The 22,288-nt window shown below is 39.5% G+C and carries 25 protein-coding genes; 4 read left to right on the plus strand and 21 right to left on the minus strand.

The window, feature by feature from the left end:
* Positions 1-4 precede the first annotated feature (4 nt).
* Entirely contained in the window at positions 5-478 is a 474-nt protein-coding gene (locus ACY8D0_RS15640; protein ID WP_462411458.1) for a DMT family transporter, read from the plus strand.
* Between the two features lie 145 nt (positions 479-623).
* On the opposite strand, the gene ACY8D0_RS15645 is transcribed toward ACY8D0_RS15640, so the two are convergent.
* The 6 genes from ACY8D0_RS15645 to ACY8D0_RS15670 all read right to left on the minus strand — a co-directional run bounded on the left by ACY8D0_RS15645 (position 624) and on the right by ACY8D0_RS15670 (position 5,500).
* Positions 624-851 (minus strand): hypothetical protein, encoded by a 228-nt coding sequence (locus ACY8D0_RS15645; RefSeq protein ID WP_462411459.1) that lies wholly within the window; start codon positions 849-851, stop codon positions 624-626.
* A gap of 528 nt (positions 852-1,379) precedes the next feature.
* Entirely contained in the window at positions 1,380-1,790 is a 411-nt protein-coding gene (locus tag ACY8D0_RS15650) for a VOC family protein (protein WP_462411460.1), read from the minus strand.
* 371 nt (positions 1,791-2,161) lie between these two features.
* Entirely contained in the window at positions 2,162-2,362 is a 201-nt protein-coding gene (locus ACY8D0_RS15655) for a cold-shock protein (protein ID WP_462411461.1), read from the minus strand.
* 354 nt (positions 2,363-2,716) lie between these two features.
* Entirely contained in the window at positions 2,717-4,171 is a 1,455-nt protein-coding gene (locus ACY8D0_RS15660) for a degradosome RNA helicase CshA (RefSeq protein ID WP_462411462.1), read from the minus strand.
* Positions 4,172-4,338: 167 nt separating this feature from the next.
* Positions 4,339-4,539 (minus strand): cold-shock protein, encoded by a 201-nt coding sequence (locus tag ACY8D0_RS15665; RefSeq protein ID WP_462411463.1) that lies wholly within the window; start codon positions 4,537-4,539, stop codon positions 4,339-4,341.
* Between the two features lie 511 nt (positions 4,540-5,050).
* Positions 5,051-5,500, minus strand: coding sequence for an ArsI/CadI family heavy metal resistance metalloenzyme (locus ACY8D0_RS15670; RefSeq protein ID WP_462411464.1), 450 nt, complete (start codon positions 5,498-5,500; stop codon positions 5,051-5,053).
* 236 nt (positions 5,501-5,736) lie between these two features.
* Here ACY8D0_RS15670 and ACY8D0_RS15675 point away from each other — a divergent pair, with 236 nt between their 5' ends.
* From ACY8D0_RS15675 to ACY8D0_RS15685, 3 genes are all read left to right on the plus strand, one after another.
* Entirely contained in the window at positions 5,737-6,063 is a 327-nt protein-coding gene (locus ACY8D0_RS15675; protein ID WP_462411465.1) for an ArsR/SmtB family transcription factor, read from the plus strand.
* Positions 6,064-6,135: 72 nt separating this feature from the next.
* Complete coding sequence (locus tag ACY8D0_RS15680; RefSeq protein WP_462411466.1) at positions 6,136-6,327, plus strand: hypothetical protein; 192 nt, start codon at positions 6,136-6,138, stop codon at positions 6,325-6,327.
* 28 nt (positions 6,328-6,355) lie between these two features.
* Positions 6,356-6,562: a hypothetical protein gene (locus ACY8D0_RS15685; protein WP_462411467.1), complete on the plus strand. Its 207-nt coding sequence runs from the start codon at positions 6,356-6,358 to the stop codon at positions 6,560-6,562.
* Positions 6,563-6,630: 68 nt separating this feature from the next.
* Here the strand turns inward: ACY8D0_RS15685 and ACY8D0_RS15690 are convergent, their stop codons facing one another.
* From ACY8D0_RS15690 to ACY8D0_RS15760, 15 genes are all read right to left on the minus strand, one after another.
* Entirely contained in the window at positions 6,631-6,801 is a 171-nt protein-coding gene (locus ACY8D0_RS15690; RefSeq protein WP_462411468.1) for a hypothetical protein, read from the minus strand.
* Positions 6,802-7,011: 210 nt separating this feature from the next.
* Entirely contained in the window at positions 7,012-8,796 is a 1,785-nt protein-coding gene (gene arsA / locus ACY8D0_RS15695) for an arsenical pump-driving ATPase (protein ID WP_462412473.1), read from the minus strand.
* Positions 8,797-8,814: 18 nt separating this feature from the next.
* Positions 8,815-9,165 (minus strand): arsenite efflux transporter metallochaperone ArsD, encoded by a 351-nt coding sequence (gene arsD / locus ACY8D0_RS15700; protein ID WP_462411469.1) that lies wholly within the window; start codon positions 9,163-9,165, stop codon positions 8,815-8,817.
* A gap of 80 nt (positions 9,166-9,245) precedes the next feature.
* The gene (gene arsC, locus ACY8D0_RS15705) at positions 9,246-9,668 is read right to left on the minus strand and encodes an arsenate reductase (thioredoxin) (protein ID WP_462411470.1); all 423 of its coding nucleotides are present in this window, start codon (positions 9,666-9,668) and stop codon (positions 9,246-9,248) included.
* A 28-nt stretch (positions 9,669-9,696) separates the two neighbouring features.
* Positions 9,697-10,752, minus strand: coding sequence for an ACR3 family arsenite efflux transporter (gene arsB / locus ACY8D0_RS15710; protein WP_462411471.1), 1,056 nt, complete (start codon positions 10,750-10,752; stop codon positions 9,697-9,699).
* Between the two features lie 29 nt (positions 10,753-10,781).
* Positions 10,782-11,129 carry an ArsR/SmtB family transcription factor gene (locus ACY8D0_RS15715; protein WP_462411472.1) on the minus strand — a complete coding sequence of 116 codons (348 nt, stop codon included), beginning with the start codon at positions 11,127-11,129 and terminating at the stop codon, positions 10,782-10,784.
* A 270-nt stretch (positions 11,130-11,399) separates the two neighbouring features.
* Positions 11,400-11,849: a hypothetical protein gene (locus ACY8D0_RS15720; protein ID WP_462411473.1), complete on the minus strand. Its 450-nt coding sequence runs from the start codon at positions 11,847-11,849 to the stop codon at positions 11,400-11,402.
* Positions 11,850-11,864: 15 nt separating this feature from the next.
* Positions 11,865-13,823, minus strand: coding sequence for a S9 family peptidase (locus tag ACY8D0_RS15725; protein ID WP_462411474.1), 1,959 nt, complete (start codon positions 13,821-13,823; stop codon positions 11,865-11,867).
* 61 nt (positions 13,824-13,884) lie between these two features.
* The gene (locus ACY8D0_RS15730; RefSeq protein WP_462411475.1) at positions 13,885-14,868 is read right to left on the minus strand and encodes an ABC transporter ATP-binding protein; all 984 of its coding nucleotides are present in this window, start codon (positions 14,866-14,868) and stop codon (positions 13,885-13,887) included.
* The gene (locus tag ACY8D0_RS15735; RefSeq protein ID WP_462411476.1) at positions 14,846-15,841 is read right to left on the minus strand and encodes an ABC transporter ATP-binding protein; all 996 of its coding nucleotides are present in this window, start codon (positions 15,839-15,841) and stop codon (positions 14,846-14,848) included. The genes ACY8D0_RS15730 and ACY8D0_RS15735 overlap by 23 nt, the downstream gene beginning before the upstream one ends.
* Positions 15,842-15,862: 21 nt before the next feature.
* On the minus strand, positions 15,863-16,792 hold the full coding sequence (locus ACY8D0_RS15740; RefSeq protein ID WP_462411477.1) for an ABC transporter permease: 930 nt from the start codon (positions 16,790-16,792) through the stop codon (positions 15,863-15,865).
* A gap of 12 nt (positions 16,793-16,804) precedes the next feature.
* Positions 16,805-17,722 (minus strand): ABC transporter permease, encoded by a 918-nt coding sequence (locus ACY8D0_RS15745; RefSeq protein WP_462411478.1) that lies wholly within the window; start codon positions 17,720-17,722, stop codon positions 16,805-16,807.
* 66 nt (positions 17,723-17,788) lie between these two features.
* Positions 17,789-19,363, minus strand: coding sequence for an ABC transporter substrate-binding protein (locus ACY8D0_RS15750; protein WP_462411479.1), 1,575 nt, complete (start codon positions 19,361-19,363; stop codon positions 17,789-17,791).
* A gap of 15 nt (positions 19,364-19,378) precedes the next feature.
* On the minus strand, positions 19,379-20,584 hold the full coding sequence (locus tag ACY8D0_RS15755; protein ID WP_462411480.1) for a M20 metallopeptidase family protein: 1,206 nt from the start codon (positions 20,582-20,584) through the stop codon (positions 19,379-19,381).
* A 25-nt stretch (positions 20,585-20,609) separates the two neighbouring features.
* Positions 20,610-21,344, minus strand: coding sequence for a FadR/GntR family transcriptional regulator (locus ACY8D0_RS15760; protein ID WP_462411481.1), 735 nt, complete (start codon positions 21,342-21,344; stop codon positions 20,610-20,612).
* Positions 21,345-22,288 lie beyond the last annotated feature (944 nt).

The raw sequence follows: 22,288 nt of genomic DNA on the forward strand, positions 1-22,288 counted from the left end.
AAAAATGAATATATTAATGATTTTATTTACCTTATTAGGTGGTATCACATTAAGCGCACAGTCATCCATCAATGGAACATTTAGCCGCAAAGCTGGAACAATCGAAACTACACTATTAACCTTTTTAACTGGTTTAATGTTTCTTACCGTTATGATTCTATTTTTTGGTCATGGCAATGTACTAGGGATCCTAGGAGCACCTAAATGGCAGTTAAGTGCCGCATTTTTAGGCACTATGTACTTACTTCTCACCGTCATAGCTGTTCCTAGAATTGGAGTTATAGCAACTAATATTGCCGGTATCATTGGACAGCTTGTAATTGGTATGCTAATTGATCATTTTGGTTGGTTCGATAGTTTAGTCATACCTTTAGACTGGAAGCGTCTTGTTGCTCTACTATTTATGATTATTGCTCTTCATTTCATTTACCAAGGAAATAAACGCTCTAATCATGAAACCAATTCGCAACATATTTAATAAATATAAAAACGCTGCAAACAAAATGAGCTTGCAGTGTTTTTTTATGGGTAAATAAAGTTGTTTGTTCAACAAATTTGCACAGTTAGTGAAAGAAGTACAAATAGTATTCGACTTTAAGATATAAAGGGCGCATTAAGACTATTTAGCTGAAATCAAAATCAATCACGAACACCTCATCGGACGGATCGGTTTCTTCTAGGCAGTGCAAAGTCTCAATGTCACTCTCCAATTGCTTGCCCGAAGTCTTGATGAGAAGGAAAATGGTTTCGTTCCTTACTTCCAAACGCAGACGACGTCCCGGGAACAACTCTGCAGCCCGTTTATGTGCCTTAACGATGCGATTTTTGAGTTTTGATACATACTCCTCCATGGTTTCCCTCCTCTTCTTCCACAAAAGCACCCATTCATAATATATGAACCTTCATATCGAGGAAATGAATTTATTTTTCCTGTTCGTTTTCTCTAATAAACCTGTTGCAGTGGCTATGCCTATGCCAAACCAATCAGCTAAAATTAATTTCATTCCACTCATGAGGATGAACGTTTCCTTTTAGTATTTATACGCTATAAAAATGCAAAGTTTCATCAAATGTAATTTTGTATACCCATTTTGAGGAGTGGGTGTTTATAGCTTCCATATCTAACTATGGCGAAGGCCGCTATACATAATGAAAATGATTAGCTCCCTGCGGAGGCATTTTTTAGTGACTAAAAATTGCAACGTGGAACCTCACTGGACATTTCTTACTCAAAAAAAAGTGACCGTTAGTTGAAGAACAAACATAAAGGCAGCCTCAACATGAGACTGCCTTCATGTTTATTCTGTTATTTAAAGGGTCTATAGTTAGGGGGTTAAATCCATAACTATAATAATCATATTTATAAATACTATTTAGCTTTACGGCATTTTGCTCATATCCATATACAAAGCGTTCCACCGATGACCGTCCGGATCCGAAAACCCGCAGCCGTACATCCAGCCACCGTTTTCGCCAGGCTTGCTGAATACAGTTCCGCCAGCACGTTCCACTTTCAAGGCGAGTTCATCAACTTCATCCCTGGAGTTAGCCCCCAGAGAGAATAACACTTCAGTACCTTGCCATGGTTCTGCAACCGTATTACCAGCAAAACCGCGAAACACGGATTCCGGGAAGAGCATCAAAACAATCTGATTGTCACCGACTATCAAGCTGAATGAACCGTCTTGACTCACATACCGCTCATTCAGCCGAAAACCAAGCTGCGTATAAAACGCCTTTGCCCGTTCTGGCTCTCGCACTGGCAGGTTCAACCATAATTCTCTCGACATACTAATAACCTCCTGATAGAGATGCAATAATTACTCACGCTTAATTAAATTCAATTTTTATGATCATCTTTCCTTCTAGTCTGGAAATAAAGCCTTGTTAACTATCCGACAAATAAACACAATAAGGAAAAGTGTTCCTACGTTTTTGAAGCATCGCACCTGAATTATTTCAGTCTGTATCTATGTTGCCAAGAGAGTTTTTTTCCTAGAAAAATAAAAGGAATTAGGAGATCTACCATTTATATGGTACACTTGGTTTACCATTTGATTTACTGTTTTCATGTACCCTGCTCATTTTTGAGTGGGGTTCTTTTTTTAAAGAAAAATAAAAAACAGACTCTAAAAAAGAGTCTGTCCAGGTTTAGATTATATTAAGCCTTACGAACGTTAGCTGCTTGAGGTCCACGTTGTCCTTGCTCAACATCGAAAGTCACAGATTGACCTTCTTCTAGAGATTTGTAACCTTCGCCTTGAATCGCTGAGAAATGAACGAATACGTCTTCTCCACCTTCACGTTCGATGAACCCGAAGCCTTTTTCGCTGTTAAACCATTTTACTTTACCATTTTCCATAATTGTTGCCTCCTAGTGTGCTTAGCACACAATGTATTACTATCCTTGCTCACAGTGATCATCAAGACGAAAAGTTTTTACTCATACGATCCTTTACACCGAACAAAAATAATTCTTCTTTAAAATAGCATTTTTTAAAATTTTTTGCAAGGGAACTTCATCCTTTTACGGCAAATCCTATAATTTAAGTACAATTCATTACTATCTTCTTTCCGAATACAGGTTATGTTATAAGGAAATTAACGCAATTGGTCATGATTTTCCGATATAATTTAGGAGACGCGGACTACCTCTTTCCATTTCAACGGAGAGATAATAGTCCGCCCTCTTGGATAACCCCCACGAGGTTCTTGTTCATTTCATTTCTTTTTTTCGTGAGGTCATGGAAGTTTTTTTACCTTTACCTTGGCTCCCTTTCTTCCCTGATTCCCTATTCCCTTTATAATTTTTCCTGGATTTATCTTGTACCTTTATTTTAGATTTTCTCGCATATCTCGGCGCCTCTGAAGTTAACTGAACTGGAACATCGCTCTTATCCTTAGCCAACAATTTCAAGGCAACTGAAACTAATGCGATTGAATCGTACTGATCGAGCAATTCACCTGCAGCACGTTTAAACTGGGAGTACTGCTCCTCTTCAACCAATTCAATCATCTTTTCCACTGCCGCTTGCTGTATGGATTCCTTTGCCTCTGCTACCGTCGGTATTGGTTTTCTCTGGATCTTTCCTTTAGAGGCATTTTCAATACTGCGGATTTGTCCAGTTTCCCTTGGTGTAGCAAATGTAATAGCTAACCCTGTCTTCCCTGCTCTACCGGTTCTGCCGATTCGGTGAACATAACTTTCCGGGTCTTGAGGAATATCAAAATTATAGACGTGAGTCACTCCTGAAACATCAATACCCCTTGCAGCCACATCGGTCGCCACTAAAATATCAATGTTTCCCTCACGAAATTTATTCATCACCACATCTCGCTGTCGTTGATTTAAATCTCCGTGCAATCCATCAGCAAGATACCCTCTTTTATTCAATGCATCACTTAATTCATCTACGCGTCTTTTTGTTCTCCCAAAAATCACGGCCAATTCCGGGTTATCCACGTCTAGCAGACGGCAAAGCACTTCAAATTTATCTCGTTCATTTACCTCATAATAAATTTGTTTCACCGTTGGGGAGGTAACTTCCTTCGCTTTGATCTTTACTAACTCTGGATTGTTCATAAACCTTTCCGCAAGATTTTGAATTTGTTTAGGCATGGTTGCGGAGAACAGCAAGGTTTGTTTTTCTTCAGGAGTCTCTTTTAGAATTCGTTCGATATCCTCCAAAAAGCCCATATCTAACATTTCATCCGCTTCATCCAAAACCACTACTGAAACCCGGTCTAACTTGAGGGTTTTACGTTTAATGTGGTCCAACAATCTTCCGGGTGTTCCCGTAATAATGTGAGGTTCCTTTTTTAAGGCCTTAATTTGGCGATCAATCGACTGCCCTCCATAAATAGGAAGAGCGGTTATGCCCATGTACTTTGACAGGCGATTGATCTCTTCTGAAACCTGAATAGCCAACTCTCTTGTAGGCGCAATGGCAATCGCTTGAACAAATTTTTTGCTTGTATCCACTTTTTCCAAAATCGGTATGGAGAAGGCAGCCGTCTTTCCTGTCCCAGTTTGTGCTTGACCAATAATGTCCCTTCCAGTCAATGCTATAGGAATGGCTTTCTCTTGAATAGGAGATGCTTCTTCAAATCCCATATCTGTAATGGCTCTTTTTATAGGATCACTAATTCCCATTTCCTGAAATGTTGTCATACTCAAAAACCCCTTTTTTGTACTTCCTATTTTTTATATTGGACTAATCTCCTTGATTGAATGCACCATCTTTCTGTGAACTTTTATTATTGATTTGGGGGATTGGGTTTAAAAAATAAAAAAACAGACTCTGAAATAAGAGTCTGCCTTATTTGTTCTTCTTATTATTAGGCTTTATGAACGTTTGTAGCTTGGGGCCCGCGTTGACCTTGCTCTACGTCAAAAGTAACATCTTGACCTTCTTCAAGTGTTTTATAGCCTTCTCCTTGAATCGCAGAGAAATGAACGAAAACATCGTCTCCACCTTCACGTTCGATGAATCCGAAACCTTTTTCGCTGTTAAACCATTTTACTTTACCTTTTTCCACTTTCTATTGCCTCCTATTATGTAACATCCACACACAATTATGATGGATTGTAAAATGACCAAGATGTTATAAAATCTTGGTGGTTATATTATTATTACCTAGATGATTGAAAGTTTATTCAGATATATTTTAGCTTTATGAGAATTATACTCTATTTGGATGCTGGGTGGGGTGTTTAGTGGCCGGTCCTATTTATACCATATAGCCCATTTTTTGCTTTCAGGGGCATTTGGAGGTGCTCCTTTTTACCGTAGAGCTCCTTTTGGAGTGGACCGGGGCGTTAGGAGCCTGTCCTATTTACCCTAAACCTCATTTTTGCCTTGGTTGGAGCAATAGGAGAAGTTCTCTTAATGTTCCAATTGTTGGCTGGTAGTCTTTAAAATGATCATCATATTTAATATGGCGACCTATAAAAGGTCGCCTGGGGTTGAAGATTGCTGAACAGTGAACATCCGACCACCTAAAATCATATTTACTACTTGAATTGAGATAAGAGCAAATGTGTCCAATCTTATGAACAACATGAAGAAGAGGTTTTACTTACAACACTTATTGGTTGAATAGTGCAGCATGTCGAATCAGTCTTCATTGTCTCTACGTCAGCTTTTGTATAAAAGAACTCCCACTCGTTCCCATCTGGATCGGTTACCCAAAATTTGTCTTGAGTCGCATAACAGCAGGTAACATCCATCTCTTCCCTTGCAAAGAAACCTAGTTTTTCTAAACGGTCTTTATGTTGCCTAACCTCCTCTTGATTTTCAACTTGAAAGCCGAAATGCCCAACCTGATTTCCAAATACCTCAACTTTTAGGTTCAAAGTGAAATTAAGAGCTGGGACTTCAAGTAAGAACTTGGCATAGTCTGTTTTTACCTTTACTGGTTCCGTGTGAAAAACCTTCTTGTAGAATTGAATGGATTTTTCTAGATCCGTAACATTTACTCCAACATGCATTTTCATCACGAACAACTCCCTCATGATTATCTTATAAATCAATTTTTTTGATTTATAAGATATAGTATATTAACAAATTTTTCTAATTACAATTCTTTTATCAAAAAAATTTGACTCTTTTTTTTTATACCATTTTAGCACCTGCTTAAATCAAATTTTTTTGATTTAAATAATTGACACATGAAAATTTTGTATATAATGATTAATGTATCAAGTTAATTTGATTAATGAAGCAGGTGATAAAGATGAAAGAAGAAATTCAATTACAAGATATCTCCTTAGATAAAGTGTTTGTACAATATGAACAGAAATTTAAAGCTATTGCAGATAAAAAAAGACTTCAAATCATGAACATCTTGACTCAAAATGGTTCAATGTGTGTGTGCGATCTGGCTCCCATGATGGATATGGCTCAATCGAAATTATCTTATCATTTAAAGATTTTATTAGATGCAAACATAATCAAAAAAGAAACAAAGGGCACTTGGAGTTATTATGAATTGAATCAAGAGGAACTTAATCACTTATTGTCCCATGAACTTTGCTGTATCTTTAAACCCACTTGCTGCTAAATTTATTAATGCTTATAATCAATTTTTTTGATTAATACATCAATATTATTTGATTAATAGGAGGAAATCAGTATGTTTAATGAGTATGGAGAATATCAATTGATGAAATTTCGCAAAAAAGAGGTGGAAAGAAACGCACGAACTGCCTGGAAAGTGGATGCGTATCAAAGCGAAACATTCGTTCAAAAGTTAGTTAAGAAATATATACCGGAACAACCATTAACGATTGTAGAATCAAACGGCAATTGCATGTGCTGTTGTTAAGTTCTCGTACTTTGGGGAGGTTGCTATTTTGACTGTTAATCATGCTAGTACCCTGAAAAAGGAATATTTCCTTTCCTATCTAAATTTAGTCATGATTTCTAGAAATTGCTCGCTGCAACAGGCTAAAGATTTAACAATAGAACTGTTCTTTAAAAACAACATCGAACAATATGGTAAACAGACGTACGAAAGATTCTTAATTGCCTTTAATCAATTAAACAAGGCCAAAAATTGACAGCCTACGTCCTTTGATAAGCAGCAAAAAAGGGAAGTTACTCACTAACTTCCCTTTAGATTCGTTTTTTAACAACAGTTACTTTCGTTCCCTAATAACACGAGCCCATTGGCCTCTTTATTAAATTCAAGAGTAAGCTCCTCAGTAAATGGTTCAATATCAGGATCGATAGCCACTTTTATTTCATTCACGATTACTACTTTATCATTATTTTCTGGCTCATCCAGAGCCAGTCCCATATTTGGTCCGCCTCAGCCATAGCCTGCAAAATATACACGAATGTTTTTAGCATCGTGTTGTTGAAACAATTGCTTCAATACATCACGAGCTTGATCTGTGATAATCAAATAGTCCATCACCTTTCAAAGAATTTACTAATCTATTTTACTTGGTTTTCTTCACTCTAGAAATACAAATGCTAATAAAGTGAAAATTGGTGCTTTTCCATCTTAAACGCCTTGCTTAACATTTAAAAAATTTTTTAAGCTTTCATATCCTTTATTCTCTTCACTCAAAAGAGGAACAATGGCACTCCTTTTTGCCAATTCAGTGGTGACTTTGTTAATCCAATCCCTTTCAGCCTGTGCTCGTCCCTTTAAGATTGGATCATTCGTTTCTTTCGCATAGAGGCTTTGGTTAATTACCCACCATTTAGGTGTGATGCCAGCACGTTTTAAATCGTTTTGTAGACGGCTAGCCTCTAAAACAGGTGTTGCTTCAGCTAAAGATACAATGACCACGCCTGTTTCTTTTGGATTTCTTAGACGTGGCAGCAGTGTTTTCACACTTTCTGGTATTTCTCCTGTGGAACGAGCTAATTCTTTGTGGTAAGACTGTGCTGCATCCAAAAGAAGTAATGTATGTCCAGTTGGAGCAGTATCAATCACAACGAATTCGTCCTCTGACCTTGCCACAACCTCTGCAAAAGCACGAAACACGGCAATCTCCTCAGTGCAGGGAGAGTTTAAATCTTCTTCGATATAAGCCATTGCTTCTTCATCCAGTTCATTGCTTACTTTCGATAAAACTTCAGTTTTATACTCCTCAACTACTTCTTTTGGATTTATCCGGCTGATCGTTAATAGATGATTCAGTTGGCTATTTTGGAAAACAAACTCTAAATGTGCCGCTGGATCTGTGGTGGTTAGATGTACTTTATGACCTTTTTCCACCAATCCGATGGCGATGACAGAGGCCATAGTAGTCTTTCCAACGCCACCCTTTCCCATCGTAAAAATCACTCTAGTATTGTGTTTAGAAAAATCCTCCACCACTTCACGAAGACCTGGTAGAGATAGGGTCTTGCCTTCCACCATTGTTTCTGCAGATGGATTAGTATACTGTTTAAATAAATTTCGTAAATTCTCAATACCTGTCAATGAATACGAAACAAAAGGCAATGAATAAGTGGCAACATGTTTTAGGTACTTTGGCATTCCCTTTAATGCATTGCGTTGTCTTTCATAAAATGAAGAGGAAACTTTATCTTCGGGAAGATAGGAATGCATTAATCCATTAATAATCAATACTTGATTGGAAATCCCAATCTCTTTTAATTCTTTTGATGCACGGCTTGCCTCAAATAAAGAGGACTCATCAGGTCTTACCACTAGGATCATAGTCGTCTGAGATGAGTCAGATAATGCATCCATGGTAATGGAATAGACCTGTTTCTTTTCAGATAATCCAGATAATGGACCCAAACATGACGCCCCATGCGTATTTCCTTCTAAAAAGCCATTCCAGGCTGTTGGTAACTGAAGAAGCCGTAGTGTATGACCTGTCGGCGCTGTATCAAAGAGGATATGATCGTACGCATCAACCACAGAAGGATTTGCCAGTAAGTTTGTAAATTTATCAAATGCTGCCATTTCCACTGTACAGGCCCCTGACAATTGTTCTTCCATCGTCGCTACGACTGTGTCAGGAAGCTTTCCACGATATGGTCCAATGATTCTATCTCGGTATGCTCTTGCGGCTTCTTCAGGGTCAAGATTACAGGCATAAAGGTTAGGGACATTTGGAATTGCGATTGGCAGATTTGTTAACTCAACCTCTAATACATCCTGTAAGTTTGAAGCAGGATCTGTGCTCACAAGCAAGACCTTTTCTCCCTCGTCCGCTAACGTGACAGCCGTGGCACAAGCCGTCGAAGTTTTTCCTACTCCACCTTTTCCTGTGAAAAATAAAAACTTGGTGTTCACCATCAACTTTGGTTCGAAAGATTGAAACATTTTTTTCACTTCTTCCTACTAAATCAATTTGTGTTGAACTTTTGTATTTTTGACAAGCTCGTCAGCTTTAACTCCAAACCACTCAGCAAATTCTTCGTTGGTTGGGTAAGTTCCCATTTTAGCCATTTTGCCTTCCACTAAAGTTATAGGAAGTGAATCTGGGCCTTTTTCGTTAAGAACTTTGTTAACCTCTTCGTTCTCAACAAATTTTGCTGGTTCAAATCCAAGGTTAAATCGTTTAATGTCGCTCCCTTTCTTCTCTAATAAAAAGATTGCTGTTGCTACTCTTACAAGTTCGGGATCTACACTAGGACCACAAACTCCCGTAGCACAACATAAGGCTGGGTCAAAAATTTCCACTTTACGCATGTAACACACTCCCAATATAAGTATTTGCTTATATAAGCAACTTAAGGAAGGCCAAGAGCAAAACTCTTGGCTTTATCATTTTACTCGCCTGTTTCAGCAAAGCGTTTAATACGATTTCCGATTTCGTCACGAACACGTTGGAAAAAAGCCCATTTCTCTTCTTCTGTTCCTTGAGCTTTTGCCGGATCATCGAATCCCCAGTGAACTCGTTTTACACTCGGAGGTGTAACCGGACATTTATCAGCCGCATCACCACATAAGGTTACAACTAAATCGGAACTGTTTAAATATTCAGGGTCAATTAGGTCAGATGTATGGTTTGAAATGTCCATTCCAGCTTCCTTCATTGCTTTTACAGCATTAGGGTTCAACCCATGAGTTTCAATGCCCGCACTGCGGACTTCCCACTTATCCCCTAAGTATTTCTTGGCCCATCCTTCGGCCATTTGGCTGCGGCAAGAGTTTCCTGTACATAAGAAGTAAATTTTCTTTTTGCTTTTCATGTTGAATTCCACCTTTCATCATTCATTTTTAGGCTGCATTTTCTTTAAAGCACTTGCGTTTTAACCAAAATGCTACGTTTACCAATCCAATCATGACAGGCACTTCTACAAGGGGTCCAATGACTGCGGCAAAGGCCGTACCAGAATGGATTCCAAACACTCCAACAGCCACCGCAATCGCTAACTCGAAGTTATTGCTTCCGGCAGTAAATGAAAGGGTTGTGGTAACAGCATAGCCTGCCCCAATTTTTCTTCCCATGAAGAAGGAAACGAAAAACATCAGGACAAAGTAAACCAATAATGGAATGGCTACACGAACTACATCCAAAGGTAAACTGACAATCATATTTCCTTTTAAAGAGAACATGAAGATGATGGTAAAGAGTAAGGCAACTAAGGTAATGGGGCTTATTTTAGGAACAAATACTTTTTCATACCATTGTCTGCCTTTTGCTTTTACCAATGTAAATCGTGTTATCATTCCGGCTAAAAAGGGTATACCCAGGTAGATGAAAACCGATTTTGCCACTTCTGCCATTGTAATGTTCACGACTGCACCCTGGATGCCCAACCATCCAGGGATGATCGTCACAAATAAATAAGCATACACAGAGAAGAAGATCACTTGAAAAATCGCATTGAATGCCACTAATCCAGCAGCATATTCCGTATCTCCTTTAGCCAGGTCATTCCAAACAATAACCATTGCAATACACCTGGCTAATCCAATCATAATGAGACCAACCATATATTCTGGTTTATCAGGAAGAAAGATAATGGCTAACAAAAACATAAGAATGGGCCCTATGATCCAGTTTTGGACAAGTGATAAGACCAGGACTTTTACATCTTTAAAAACTCGCCCAATTTCCTCATATCTAACTTTGGCTAACGGAGGATACATCATTAAAATTAACCCTATAGCCAGTGGAATCGATGTAGTTCCAACTTGCAGTTTGTTCATACTGTCTACGAAACCTGGAAAGACGAAACCTAGGCCTATCCCTACTGCCATAGCAAGAAAAATCCATAAGGTTAGGAACCGATCCAGAAACGAAAGACGTTTTTTTCCAGTATTCCTCATTTTTTTCTTTACTCCCCTTTTATATGAAGTTAACAACCACAACGAAGTGTAGGGTTACTTTTTTCTATTTGTTTGATTTTTTCTACTTGATCAGGTACATGTTCCAGAATATCTTGAATAAGTTCATAAAGTTCATTTTGTGGATTCAAGGAATAATAAATCCATTGACCTCTTCGTTCTTCCTTCACTACCCCTGCATCTTTTAATTTCCGCAGATGCTGGCTAATGGACGGTTGACTCATATCAAATACCTCTAAAAATTCACAAACACAACACTCTCGCTTCTTTAAAATCCCAACGATGGATAATCGTGTTTTATCCCCTAATAGTTTTAGAATGCTCGCTGTTCGTTGCATCTCAACAGTAGATTTTATCATTAAAACACTTCCTCTTATTGTTAAATAAATTTGCTTATATGTTTAATAGAAATAATTTTTACTTATGTAGAAGAAGTAAAAAATTTAATTATATGCATCAACATATAACTATTCGCTTATATATTAGACCAATGCACGATGAAGTTCAAGTCATTTCATGTATAGTGCTTGAAAAAAAAAGACTGATAACAAAAGTTATCAATCCCATCTTTAGTATAATTTTTATTCATTGCCAAAAAACTATAGCCCGTTGTCCACTGATTTCTATAGTTAACTTATTTTAAGTTCAATTCGGTATTGATTGCTTGGATCACTGGATCTATCGGTTTCCGATAGAATCATCCACTGACGGCAAATCATGGACGATAACAATTGATATTCTGGATTCTCTAAAGTCAAGGAACTGATAACTAGCCCATCTTGCACGTAATCAAGTTCAGCTATTTTTTTAAATCGATACCGAAGGAGTTTTTTTAGTCCATTCATGTGCAGCCACTTTAATTCATAGCCGTCTCTAATGGCAGCTTCCCATTTTTCTCCTAATTCCTCTGCTGTTTGGAACCTTTCTTGAAAGTCCATATCTTTATCCTGGACCATCTCTTTAATAAACGAAAATTGGTGATTCTTCAAGGAATCAATGATTGTTTCAATAGGTAAACCACTCGTTAGGCAATTTTCAATCAAAAAGGCTACTGGCATAGATAATCTTATTTTTTCCATTTCGTACTCCTTACGCTAAATATATTCTTCAAACCAAGAAACGACTTCTTCTAACAGATGAACCCGATAGGAAGGTTTCCCATTTTTAGCCAACGAATGATTCGATTTTGGAAAACGTACAAGTTTTGTCTCCCGATTGCGCTTCTTTAAGGCGGTATATAATTGGTCGCCCTGCTCCACCGGACAACGCAAGTCTTCTTCACCATGGATGATAAGCAAAGGAGTTTCTATATCTCGTACATGTGCTAGCGGTGATTTCTCCCATAGTAAAGTGGTATCGTCCCAAGGATTTCCGCCTACCATGGCTTCCGTATAGGATGCGCCAATGTCACTCATCCCATAGAACGAAAGCCAATTGGAGATGCACCTCTGAGTGATGGCTGCCTTAAACCGATTGGAATGAGAAACGATCCAATTGGTCATTAATCCCCCATAACTTCCGCCTGCCACACCTAGCCTTTTAGGATCTATAAAGGAATAGTGGTTTAGCACATATTCCAATCCACAGATAATGTCTTGGTAATCTCCTCCGCAAATATCCCCTCGACAAGCAGTGGCAAACTCCTGTCCATAACCGAAACTTCCTCTTGGATTCAAAAACATGACACTGTATCCTTTTGATACCAATACCTGAAATTCATGATTGAAAGTACCGGTATACATGGCATGAGGACCGCCATGTATTTGTATAATTAACGGCGTTTTATCTGTTTCGACAACTTGTGTTGGACCCATGATCCAACCTTGTATTTTCGTATCGTCGAAAGAGTTAAACCAAAATTCTTCGATTTTAGCTGGATGTAAGGAATGGAGCAGTTCGTCGTGATAGTTTGTCAGTTTGATTTCCTCACCCGATAACAAATCCCTTTTGTATAGCTCTCCTGGACAATCACTCGTCACAGCCAAAAATAGTATGTATCTGCCATCCTCTGTCAGGGTGTAATGATAAACATCTTTGTCCCCTTCTGTAATGGGGCTACATGTTCCATCTTGGGAAAAGCCATAAATGTTAACACTCCCATGTTTCGTACCCAGGACGGTCCAATCACCTCGTGAATTTTCGATTGGAGCGGGATAACCACCGGCAAATTTCATATCACTTAAGGCGTAATTCCCAATCTGCAAATTAGGGAACGAGGAGGATAATGACTTTGGAGTTGGGTCATCACTTGAAACCACATAAAGTTGGTTTTGTGTTCCACTCCCGAACTCCTGATTGTTGGCAATCAAATAATATGAATTTCCGTCTGACGAAAAGTTAAATTGGTGAATCAATAAACCTGAATCTGTTCGTTTTTCTATCTGTTTTGTCGCAAGGTTGATAGAATGTATGTCATTCGTGTTCCCTTTTTTCTCAGAACCTGTTGATTCTTTAACATTGTTGAGAAGAAAGACTATTCTTTCCCCCTCTGGGGACCATCTGGGGTTCGAAACATCATAGCGGCCTGATGTTAATTGGGTTACCTGCTGATTCTTCCTATTAAAAAGGAAGAGATGATGATATCGATTATCTTTGAGACCGGTTCCCTCACTTTTGAAAGGGAGATCCTGGTAAACGTTACCCTTGTCACTTTTAGGGCTTTCCTCTTCCCTTATTTTGGAGGTAAAAAGGAAAAGATCTCCCTTCGGAGACCATTTGTAGCTGCCAATTCCATATTTAAAATGAGTTAACTGGATGGCGTGACTGCCGTCCTCTTTCACCACAAAGATTTGCTTAACCCCGTCCACTTCTCTTAAAAAGGCTAGTTCCTTTCCGTCAGGCGACCAGGCCGGCAAGAAATCCTTCCCTCCATCTGAAAGCTTGCTAATTTCGCCTCCATCAACGGATAGGAAGCCAATAGTGGTAGAATAATTATTTTTGGTCTTATCTATTCTTCTTTCTACGAAAGCAATGGTCCCTTGAGCGTTCACCACTGCATCACTGATCCAAGTGTATTGATAAAGATCCTCTGGTACAAGCCTGCGTTTTTCCACTTGTTTCAACCCCTTCCCTAAAGTAAATTTATTTCAACTGATATACCCCGCGGCGGTTCTTTTAAGTCAGAGGGAAATGACAGGCAACAAAATGGCCATCTTGTTCTTTCAGAGCCGGTTTCTCCACCTTGCATCGATCTTGCGCATAAGGGCATCTGGTATGAAATGTACAGCCGCTTGGAGGATTAGCTGGGTTTGGGATTTCACCTTTTAAGACAATCCTTTCCTTTTTTTCCTCCGGATTCAGGACAGGGATTGCTGAAAGTAAAGCCTCCGTATAAGGATGTCTGACATTTTCAAATAACTCATTTTTATCGGCCAGTTCCACAATTTTCCCCATATACATGACTGCGATTCTATCACTGATATGCTTGACGGATGGCAGCCCATGGGCAATGAATATATAGGTCAAATTAAACTGAGTTTGAAGATCCTTTAACAAGTTCAAGATTTGGGCTTGAACCGAAACATCAAGAGCGGAAACCGGTTCATCACAAACGATTAATTTTGGCTTCAAAGCGAGCGCTCTGGCAATTCCGATCCGCTGACGCTGTCCGCCACTGAACTCATGCGGGTGCCGATCCGCGTGGTGTTCACCCAGTCCCACTACTTTTAGCAGGTACATGACTTCTTCTCGTAACTTCTCACCTTTGGCAATCCCATGAACTTTTAGGGGTTCTGCAATAAGATCAAATACCTTCATCCTAGGATTTAAGGAGGAGAAAGGATCTTGAAAAACAATTTGTAAGTCTTTTCTTATTTGCCTCTTTGTTTTATCATTCATATCATTTAAGTTTTGACCATCAAACCAAATTTCACCCTCGGTTTGATCTAACAGCTGGGTAATCATTAATCCCATTGTCGATTTGCCGCAACCTGATTCTCCCACGACCCCAAACGTTTCTCCGGCCTTCACTTCAAAATCCACACCGTCCACGGCCCTAAAATAACTCTGTTTGCCCATGATTCCTTTTTTCAATGGGAAGTGTTTTTTTAGATTAACCACCTTTAAAAGGGTTTGATTATTGTGCTGCTCTTGATTCATAACGAACCTCCTCTGCCCGAATGCATCTTACTAGGTGACCTTGGGATTTTTCCATTAAATCCGGTTTGAATGATTGGCATTCTTCAACAGCAAAAGGACATCTAGGGTGAAAAGGACAACCGCTAGGCATTTCCAAAAGGTTAGGAACATTTCCTGGAATGGAGTCAAGTTTATCTGTATTAACATCCATTCTAGGGATGGATCCTAGTAAACCGATGGTGTATGGATGGGAGGGGTTCTTGAATAATTCTTTCACGGAAGCTTCTTCGACAATTTCCCCAGCATACATGACCACCACTTTATCTGCCATTTCGGCCACCACGCCAAGGTCATGGGTTATTAAGATGACACCTGTATTTTCCTCTTTACTCAATGAATCTATTAACTCTAAGATTTGGGCTTGGATGGTGACATCAAGGGCCGTGGTAGGTTCGTCTGCTATTAATAGTTTTGGCACACAGGCTAAAGCCATCGCGATCATGACTCTTTGCCGCATGCCCCCTGATAATTGATGAGGAAAGTTGCTGGCCACTTTGGCCGCATTGGGGATTCCAACCCGTTCTAACATTTCTATGCTTTTTTCTTTTGCTTCCCGCTTATTCAGCCCTTTATGCTTCCTAATGACCTCACCTATTTGATTTCCTATGGTAAAGACAGGGTTTAATGAAGTCATAGGTTCTTGAAAAATCATCGAAATTTCGTTTCCACGATATTTATTCAGTTCTTTTTTACTTAGCTTTAAAAGGTCACATTGATTAAAGTCGACTTCCCCGCCAATCACCTCACCTGGCTCGCTCAGTAAACCCATGATGGAAAGGGAGGTCACACTTTTGCCGCAGCCCGATTCCCCTACGATGGCTAAAGTTTCACCCGCTTTAACGGAGAAGCTAATTCCATTTACGGCAGGTACCACTCCGTCTTCTGTATGAAAGACTGTTGTTAACTCTTTCACTTCGAGTAAGTTCGAGGACATCCTTTTCACACTCCTTCCTTATCATTTTTTTGCTTTTAATCTAGGATCCAGCATGTCCCGCAGCCAATCGCCTAAAAAGATGACACCTAATACCGTAATGGTAATCGCAAGACCAGGAAACGTCGCTACCCACCAAGCCGTAGCAACATACTGCCTCCCGTCACTTAACATGCCACCCCATGAAATAGCAGGCGATTTAATCCCTAAACCGAGAAAGCTCAAAGACGCTTCTAAAACTATGGTTGTGGCTACATTCATCCCAGAAATAATGATGAAAGAAGAAATGACATTAGGCAGAATATGCAAAAATAAGATTCTACTTTTCTTTGCTCCAATCGCAATGGCCGATTTGACAAATTCACGCTCTTTTATACTCAAAACTTCCCCGCGCACGACACGTGCATAAGAGACCCAGTTGGTAATCCCGATGACAAATATTAACGTTGTTAATCCAGGACCGACAACGGCTAAAACAACGAGCATCAATAAGATGGTAGGTATCGCTAAAAAGGCATCCGCTGTTCTCATGATGACCGCATTCACCCATCCGCCAAAATAACCGGCAAGAAGTCCAAGGACCGCTCCAATCAATCCCGAAACAAGGACCGCTCCGATCCCGACAATGAGAGAAACTCTAGAACCATATACGATCCGACTGAAAATATCTCTCCCTAAGTTATCCGTGCCGAGTATATGTTCGGCAGAGCCCCCTTCCATCCACATTGGCGGATGAAGTCTTAATAATGGTGCCACTTTTCCAGGATCATAGGGAGCTAACCACGGTGCAAATATCGCAATAAAGCATGTGACCAATACAATAACCGCTCCCACAATCCCTGTTTTACTTTTAAACAGTTGTTTGATCCAACGCTTTGGCTCACTTCTTTTCGGACGGCCAGGATGGATCGTCGTTTCTGGCCCTTCCATACTTAGTTTAGAAACAGCAGACAATTTCACCCCTCCTTAGCTATATTTGATTCTTGGATCCAATAACCGATAAACGATATCGGTTAAAATATTGATGGAGATGACTAAGATAGCAATAATAAACACGGCAGCTTGAATGATTGCCATATCTTTAGTGTTTACGGCCGTCACGAGCAATTGGCCCAGCCCCGGCCACGCAAAAACCGTCTCCGTAATGAGAGCCCCGGATATTAAGCTAGTAAACTGTAAACTCATCACGGTGACAACAGAGATTAAACCATTTCGAAAGGCATGTTTACCTACTACTATTAATTCTATGATTCCTTTACTCCTAGCCGTTCGAATATAATCCTGGCTTAATATCTCAAGCATATTCGCTCTTATTAATCGTGTCATTTGGGCAAACAAACCTATCCCTAAAGTAAAAGCAGGTAAAATGATATGACTGACCCCACCCATTCCGGAAACAGGAAATACTCCGAGAATAACGGAAAAAAACAGGATTAACATGATCCCGACCCAAAAATTGGGCATGGCTTTCCCTAGTACGGAAATTCCCGAAATCAACAAATCCAAATAGGAGTTTCTTTTCAATGCCGACAAAATCCCCAGTGGAATGGCCATTAGTGTAGAAAATATCATGGCAACAAAAGCCAACTCAAAACTTGCTGGTATCCGCTCAAGGACCAAAGGAAGTGCTTGTTGTCCGTAGTGATAAGAAATACCAAAATCACCCTTCACGGCATTGACGATAAAAATGCCATACTGAACATAAAGGGGTTTATCAAGTCCCAGTGCTTTCGTTAACTCGATACGATCCTGTTGAGTAGCCGTTTCTGGGAGCATTAGGGCTACAGGATCACCAGTTACACGGACTAATATGAAAACTATTATCGTGATTAAGAATAATACTGGTATCATCTGCAGAAGTGACTTGATAATATACTTACCCAAAATCCTCATCCTTTCATAAAAATTTAGACAAAGGGGAAGAATTCTTCCCCTTTGTCTCTTTTCGGCCTACTTGGAAGTTGGAGTAACCTCTTGCACATAATACATCTCATCTTCTCTAGGAGCATATTTGACCTTATCATTTACTCCGTAGACACCTTCCATTTGGAATAAATAAATGGCTGGTCTTTCTTTGGCGAAAATTTGCTGTACTTTTTGATATTGACTCTCACGAGATTTTGGATCCATATTCACAAGTGCTGATTGCAGTAATTCTTCCACTTCTGGGTTATTATAATCCGTCTCTCCAGCTGCCTGATCAGCTAGATAACGCCCGTAGTTATTCGATGCATCATTTAACGAGTTGCCGATTCCAATCATGAATAATTCACCAAACTTTTTGGCATTGAACTGCTCGTAAAAAGCAGTAGATTCTAGAATATTCAAATTCACATCAAAGCCTACCTCATTTAACATGGAAGCAACTACCTCAGCATACTCTCCATATTGAGTAGCAACTGACAAACTGATCTTCAAATCTTCTTTAGAATAGCCTGCATCTTTTAATAATTTCTTAGCTTTTTCTGGATCGTATAATGACTTCTTATAAAGGGATGGATCAGAACCGAAGTTCCCTGGAGTTACAGAGGTCCTTGTCAATACACCTGCACCACCTGCAATGCTTTCGATAATCCCTTTCTTATCAATGGCTAAATCAATGGCTTCCCTTACGACTGGGTCAGAAGTAACGGTCCCTTCGGTATGGCGTACAATCATCTGTAAAACCCGTCTTGTTGGTGCTTTTTCAATTGATTTACCTTCTGCATCTTTAATACGTGCCACGTCTGTTGATGGAATGGAGGATGCAATATCCACGCCGCCGGCCAACAATTCAGACACTCTAGTAGAAGCCTCAGGAATCGTGCGGAATACAACTTTATCCCACTTTACTTTCCCGCCAAAATAATTTTCGTTCTTCACTAACTCTAAGCGATCGTCTTTTTTCCAACTGCTAAATTTGTATGGACCTGTTCCCACTGGTTTTTGCAAAAATGCTTCCATTCCGTTCTCTTGAATGTATTTAGAAGGAAGCATGCCTGAACCCATTCTTGATAGTCTATTGAGCAATAATGGATCGGGTACTTCTGTCACGATATTCACTGTATAATCATCGACAATTTGTACCTCTTTAATCTGCTTATACAGGTAATTCTGTTTAAGTGAACTGTCCTTTGCTGCTCTCTCTAATGTAAATTTAACATCGGCAGCCGTAAAAGGATCTCCATTATGGAAGGTAACATCGTTGCGTAATTTGAACTGCCAAGTGGTATCATTTACTTTCTTCCACTCTGTAGCAAGTACAGGTATTTTATTTCCTTCGCTATCATTTTGGATAAGGTAATCAAACATATTAACAAGAACGGCTTCACTCATCGTATTGTTATTATTATGAATATCAAAGCTCTCGATATCTGTTGGATTGGCTATTGTTAATACTTTTTCTTCGTTACTGCTAGACGTTTCGCCTGATTTTGCAGTTTTTTCGCCACTCGTCTTGGTGGAATTGCTGCTGCAAGAAGCCAGCATCAGTACTGCAATCAAGGAAATTACCAAAGTTAACATCATATTTTTTTTATTTTTCATTGTCCCCACTCCCCTTTAGCTGTTAATCAAATTGTTGTTATGCATCTCTAAATACCTAATGGCTGTTGCCGCTAACATGGCCACGCCATAATGCAGCCCAGATTCGTCTAAATCAAACTTAGGATGATGAAGCGGATACGAAGTTGCCTGCGTTCCATTGCCAACCCCTAACCGGAAAAAAGCACCAGGTATTTTTTCGGCATAAAAACTAAAATCTTCTCCCCCAGTGGATGCTCCCATGATCTCGTATTTTTCTTTCCCCAATACCAGTTCACTCGTTTCCGATATGAAATCCAGGAGATCTTTATCATTGTTTAAAGAAGGATAGTTCAGTTCGTAATCTAATTCATAATCTGCATCAAATGCACTTACTACCCCCTTTATCACCTGGTCCATCAGATGAGGGATTTTCTCTCTAATCTTTGGTGATAAGGTTCGAACGGTTCCCTCCATCTCTACACTTGTGGCAAGCGCTGTTCCAATGGAACCCCCTTGGATTTTCCCAATGGAAACAACTACAGGCTGCAGCGGGTCTATCATTCTACTACTTATGTTCTGTAGTGCCACTACTACCTGAGACGCAATTAAGATCGAATCTCTTCCCTCATGGGGCCGTGCTCCATGTCCACCCTTTCCAATGATTTTAATTTTAATATTATCAACAGAAGCACACGCCACACCGTATGTAACACCAATTTTTCCCACAGGCAAACTCGGGTTTACATGCAAACCAATAATCGCATCTACTTTTGGCTCCTCTAACACCCCATCTGCAATCATGGCTGCTGCCCCAGCTAATAATTCCTCAGCTGGCTGAAAAATGAATTTAATATTCCCTTTCTTTGGCTTGCCAAGACTCGTTAATAGTTCTGCAGCTGCCATCAACATACTTGTATGGGCATCATGTCCACACAGATGAGCTACATTAGAATTTGACGAACGATACGATACTTCTTTTTCATCTTGAATCGGCAGTGCATCCATATCGGCACGAATCGCAATGGTTGGACCGGGTTCTTCTCCTCTCAACAGGCCAATAACCCCTGTTTTTCCAACCTTCGTTTTGACTTCTAAGCCCAATCCTTTCAGATGATTGGCGACAATTTCTGAAGTACGAAACTCTTGATAGCCCAACTCCGGATTTTGGTGAAAGTCCCTTCGCCAGTCAATTAGTCTTTCACTGCTTTTTTCTGCTTTGATCAGTAAATCACTTAATTCCAAGTGCTCTCCTCCTTTGTTTTTCTATCTATTCATCCTTTTCAGATGTAAACACTTTTGAAAAAATGGATTTTTCTGAACTTGAAATATGTAATCTCATAATCTCTCTGGATTGTTCGCCGTCTCTTTGCTCTAGTGCCTCCAATAATTTTACGTGGCCTTCATAATTGACTGTTTTCACTCTGTCGTTATAAGGCACTAAATCTAATGCCGGGTTAATCTTCGTTCTAATCAGTCTGACAGCCTTTTCGAAGTATGAATTTCCTGATGCTTTCGCAACCGTCAAATGAAACTTTACATCTAATGAACGAAAAAGTTCCCTAGTACAGTCCGGTTCAATACTTTGATTTAGATAATCTCTTAGTCTATTTAACTCTTGTTCAGATATCCTTTCAGCTGCTAGATAGGCTGCTTCCGGCTCAATAATCGATCTAAATTCAAATACCTTTGTCATTTCGTCCCACTGTTTTCTGATTTCGAGCCTATTTCGCATGTGTGAATTAATGGTTAGCGGCAAAACGAAGGTTCCCCCTTTTGCCCCAACTCTTTTCTCAATCAGCCCCCTTTCTTCTAAAATGGATAGTGCCTCCCGAATGGCTAAACGACTTGTTTTAAAGATAGTCGCAAGTTCTCGTTCTGTTGGCAATTGTTCACCAGATAAGAGTTCTTTTAAGATAATCGCTTCTTCCAACTGATCGAATATGAAATCGCTCACCTTTTTAGGTGAAACGGTCTCAAATTGAAATTTTGGTTCCGCAAACATTTTGCTTCTCCTTTCTTAGCCATACGCTCTGTTAAAGGATATTGTTGATTTTTATAGCACTCTGTTGATTGGAGCCGAAGGCGTTCGACTCCTGCGGGAGTACGGGGCTGGGAAGACCCCGCAGGCGCTTCCAGCGCCGAGGAGGCTCCCCGGCACGCCTGCGGAAAGCGAACGACTGGAGCAGAAATCAACAGCCATGTTTAACAGAGCCAAGCCATAAAACATTAAGGTATAAACCTTAAACCTTTCAGGACAAATAAAACATTAAGGTATAAACCTTAAACCTTTATGTTCCGAGTATATTTTATTACTATCCACAAGTCAATTATGTTAATTGGAATATTCAAAATACGTTGTGAAAAATTTTTACATATATGAATATAGTAATCATCTGTAATTCCTTTTGACTTGTCTAGTAGTTTAGCGGGACCCGAATCGATCATCGTAATAGGAATGATTATCTTCCATTTCATCTTCTACTGATTCTCCATTCCTCCCTTCAGGCCAAGTCCACACAAAAAAAGTACTCTAAAATTCAGAGCATTCGCAAAATGAATGTTGAATGTATAGGTACCTTTGGTCGTCCAATCGGCTATTAGGTATTCAGTTTTGAAAGTTGTATAATATAGCATTTTTTTCTAATCAAATATTAATCCTTAAATTCTTATATGTCAACTTGGAATTCAACAAAACGAAAAAATTTATTCATTAAAATCTACATCATATGATGACAAAAAAGTATGGGCGAACAGTGTGCCACTATTCGCCATCCTTTGGACCGCTCATGTTTTTAAGTAAGGGGCAAATAGAGTGAAAAAACCTCTCAGGGAATACGCGAAGGATCAATTCAGAAGCTTCTTAATAGAAAAATATCCTGAATACAACATTTTTATAAAATAGCCGGAATAAACCTGGATATTCATCCCGGAAGCATGAATCTCACG

The sequence above is a fragment of the Neobacillus camarae genome, from assembly GCF_054950115.1.

Excerpts from the sequence above, each read along its gene's own strand:
- ACY8D0_RS15715 (WP_462411472.1), bottom strand. The coding sequence starts at position 11,129 with ATGATAAAATCTACTGTTGAGATGCAACGAACAGCGAGCATTCTAAAA.
- ACY8D0_RS15650 (WP_462411460.1), bottom strand. The coding sequence starts at position 1,790 with ATGTCGAGAGAATTATGGTTGAACCTGCCAGTGCGAGAGCCAGAACGG.
- ACY8D0_RS15655 (WP_462411461.1), bottom strand. The coding sequence starts at position 2,362 with ATGGAAAATGGTAAAGTAAAATGGTTTAACAGCGAAAAAGGCTTCGGG.
- arsA (WP_462412473.1), bottom strand. The coding sequence starts at position 8,796 with ATGTTTCAATCTTTCGAACCAAAGTTGATGGTGAACACCAAGTTTTTA.
- arsB (WP_462411471.1), bottom strand. The coding sequence starts at position 10,752 with ATGAGGAATACTGGAAAAAAACGTCTTTCGTTTCTGGATCGGTTCCTA.
- ACY8D0_RS15690 (WP_462411468.1), bottom strand. The coding sequence starts at position 6,801 with ATGGGACTGGCTCTGGATGAGCCAGAAAATAATGATAAAGTAGTAATC.
- ACY8D0_RS15750 (WP_462411479.1), bottom strand. The coding sequence starts at position 19,363 with ATGAAAAATAAAAAAAATATGATGTTAACTTTGGTAATTTCCTTGATT.
- arsC (WP_462411470.1), bottom strand. The coding sequence starts at position 9,668 with ATGAAAAGCAAAAAGAAAATTTACTTCTTATGTACAGGAAACTCTTGC.
- ACY8D0_RS15735 (WP_462411476.1), bottom strand. The coding sequence starts at position 15,841 with ATGTCCTCGAACTTACTCGAAGTGAAAGAGTTAACAACAGTCTTTCAT.
- ACY8D0_RS15760 (WP_462411481.1), bottom strand. The coding sequence starts at position 21,344 with ATGTTTGCGGAACCAAAATTTCAATTTGAGACCGTTTCACCTAAAAAG.
- ACY8D0_RS15720 (WP_462411473.1), bottom strand. The coding sequence starts at position 11,849 with ATGGAAAAAATAAGATTATCTATGCCAGTAGCCTTTTTGATTGAAAAT.
- ACY8D0_RS15660 (WP_462411462.1), bottom strand. The coding sequence starts at position 4,171 with ATGACAACATTTCAGGAAATGGGAATTAGTGATCCTATAAAAAGAGCC.
- ACY8D0_RS15645 (WP_462411459.1), bottom strand. The coding sequence starts at position 851 with ATGGAGGAGTATGTATCAAAACTCAAAAATCGCATCGTTAAGGCACAT.
- ACY8D0_RS15675 (WP_462411465.1), top strand. The coding sequence starts at position 5,737 with ATGAAAGAAGAAATTCAATTACAAGATATCTCCTTAGATAAAGTGTTT.
- ACY8D0_RS15680 (WP_462411466.1), top strand. The coding sequence starts at position 6,136 with ATGTTTAATGAGTATGGAGAATATCAATTGATGAAATTTCGCAAAAAA.
- arsD (WP_462411469.1), bottom strand. The coding sequence starts at position 9,165 with ATGCGTAAAGTGGAAATTTTTGACCCAGCCTTATGTTGTGCTACGGGA.
- ACY8D0_RS15640 (WP_462411458.1), top strand. The coding sequence starts at position 5 with ATGAATATATTAATGATTTTATTTACCTTATTAGGTGGTATCACATTA.
- ACY8D0_RS15730 (WP_462411475.1), bottom strand. The coding sequence starts at position 14,868 with ATGAATCAAGAGCAGCACAATAATCAAACCCTTTTAAAGGTGGTTAAT.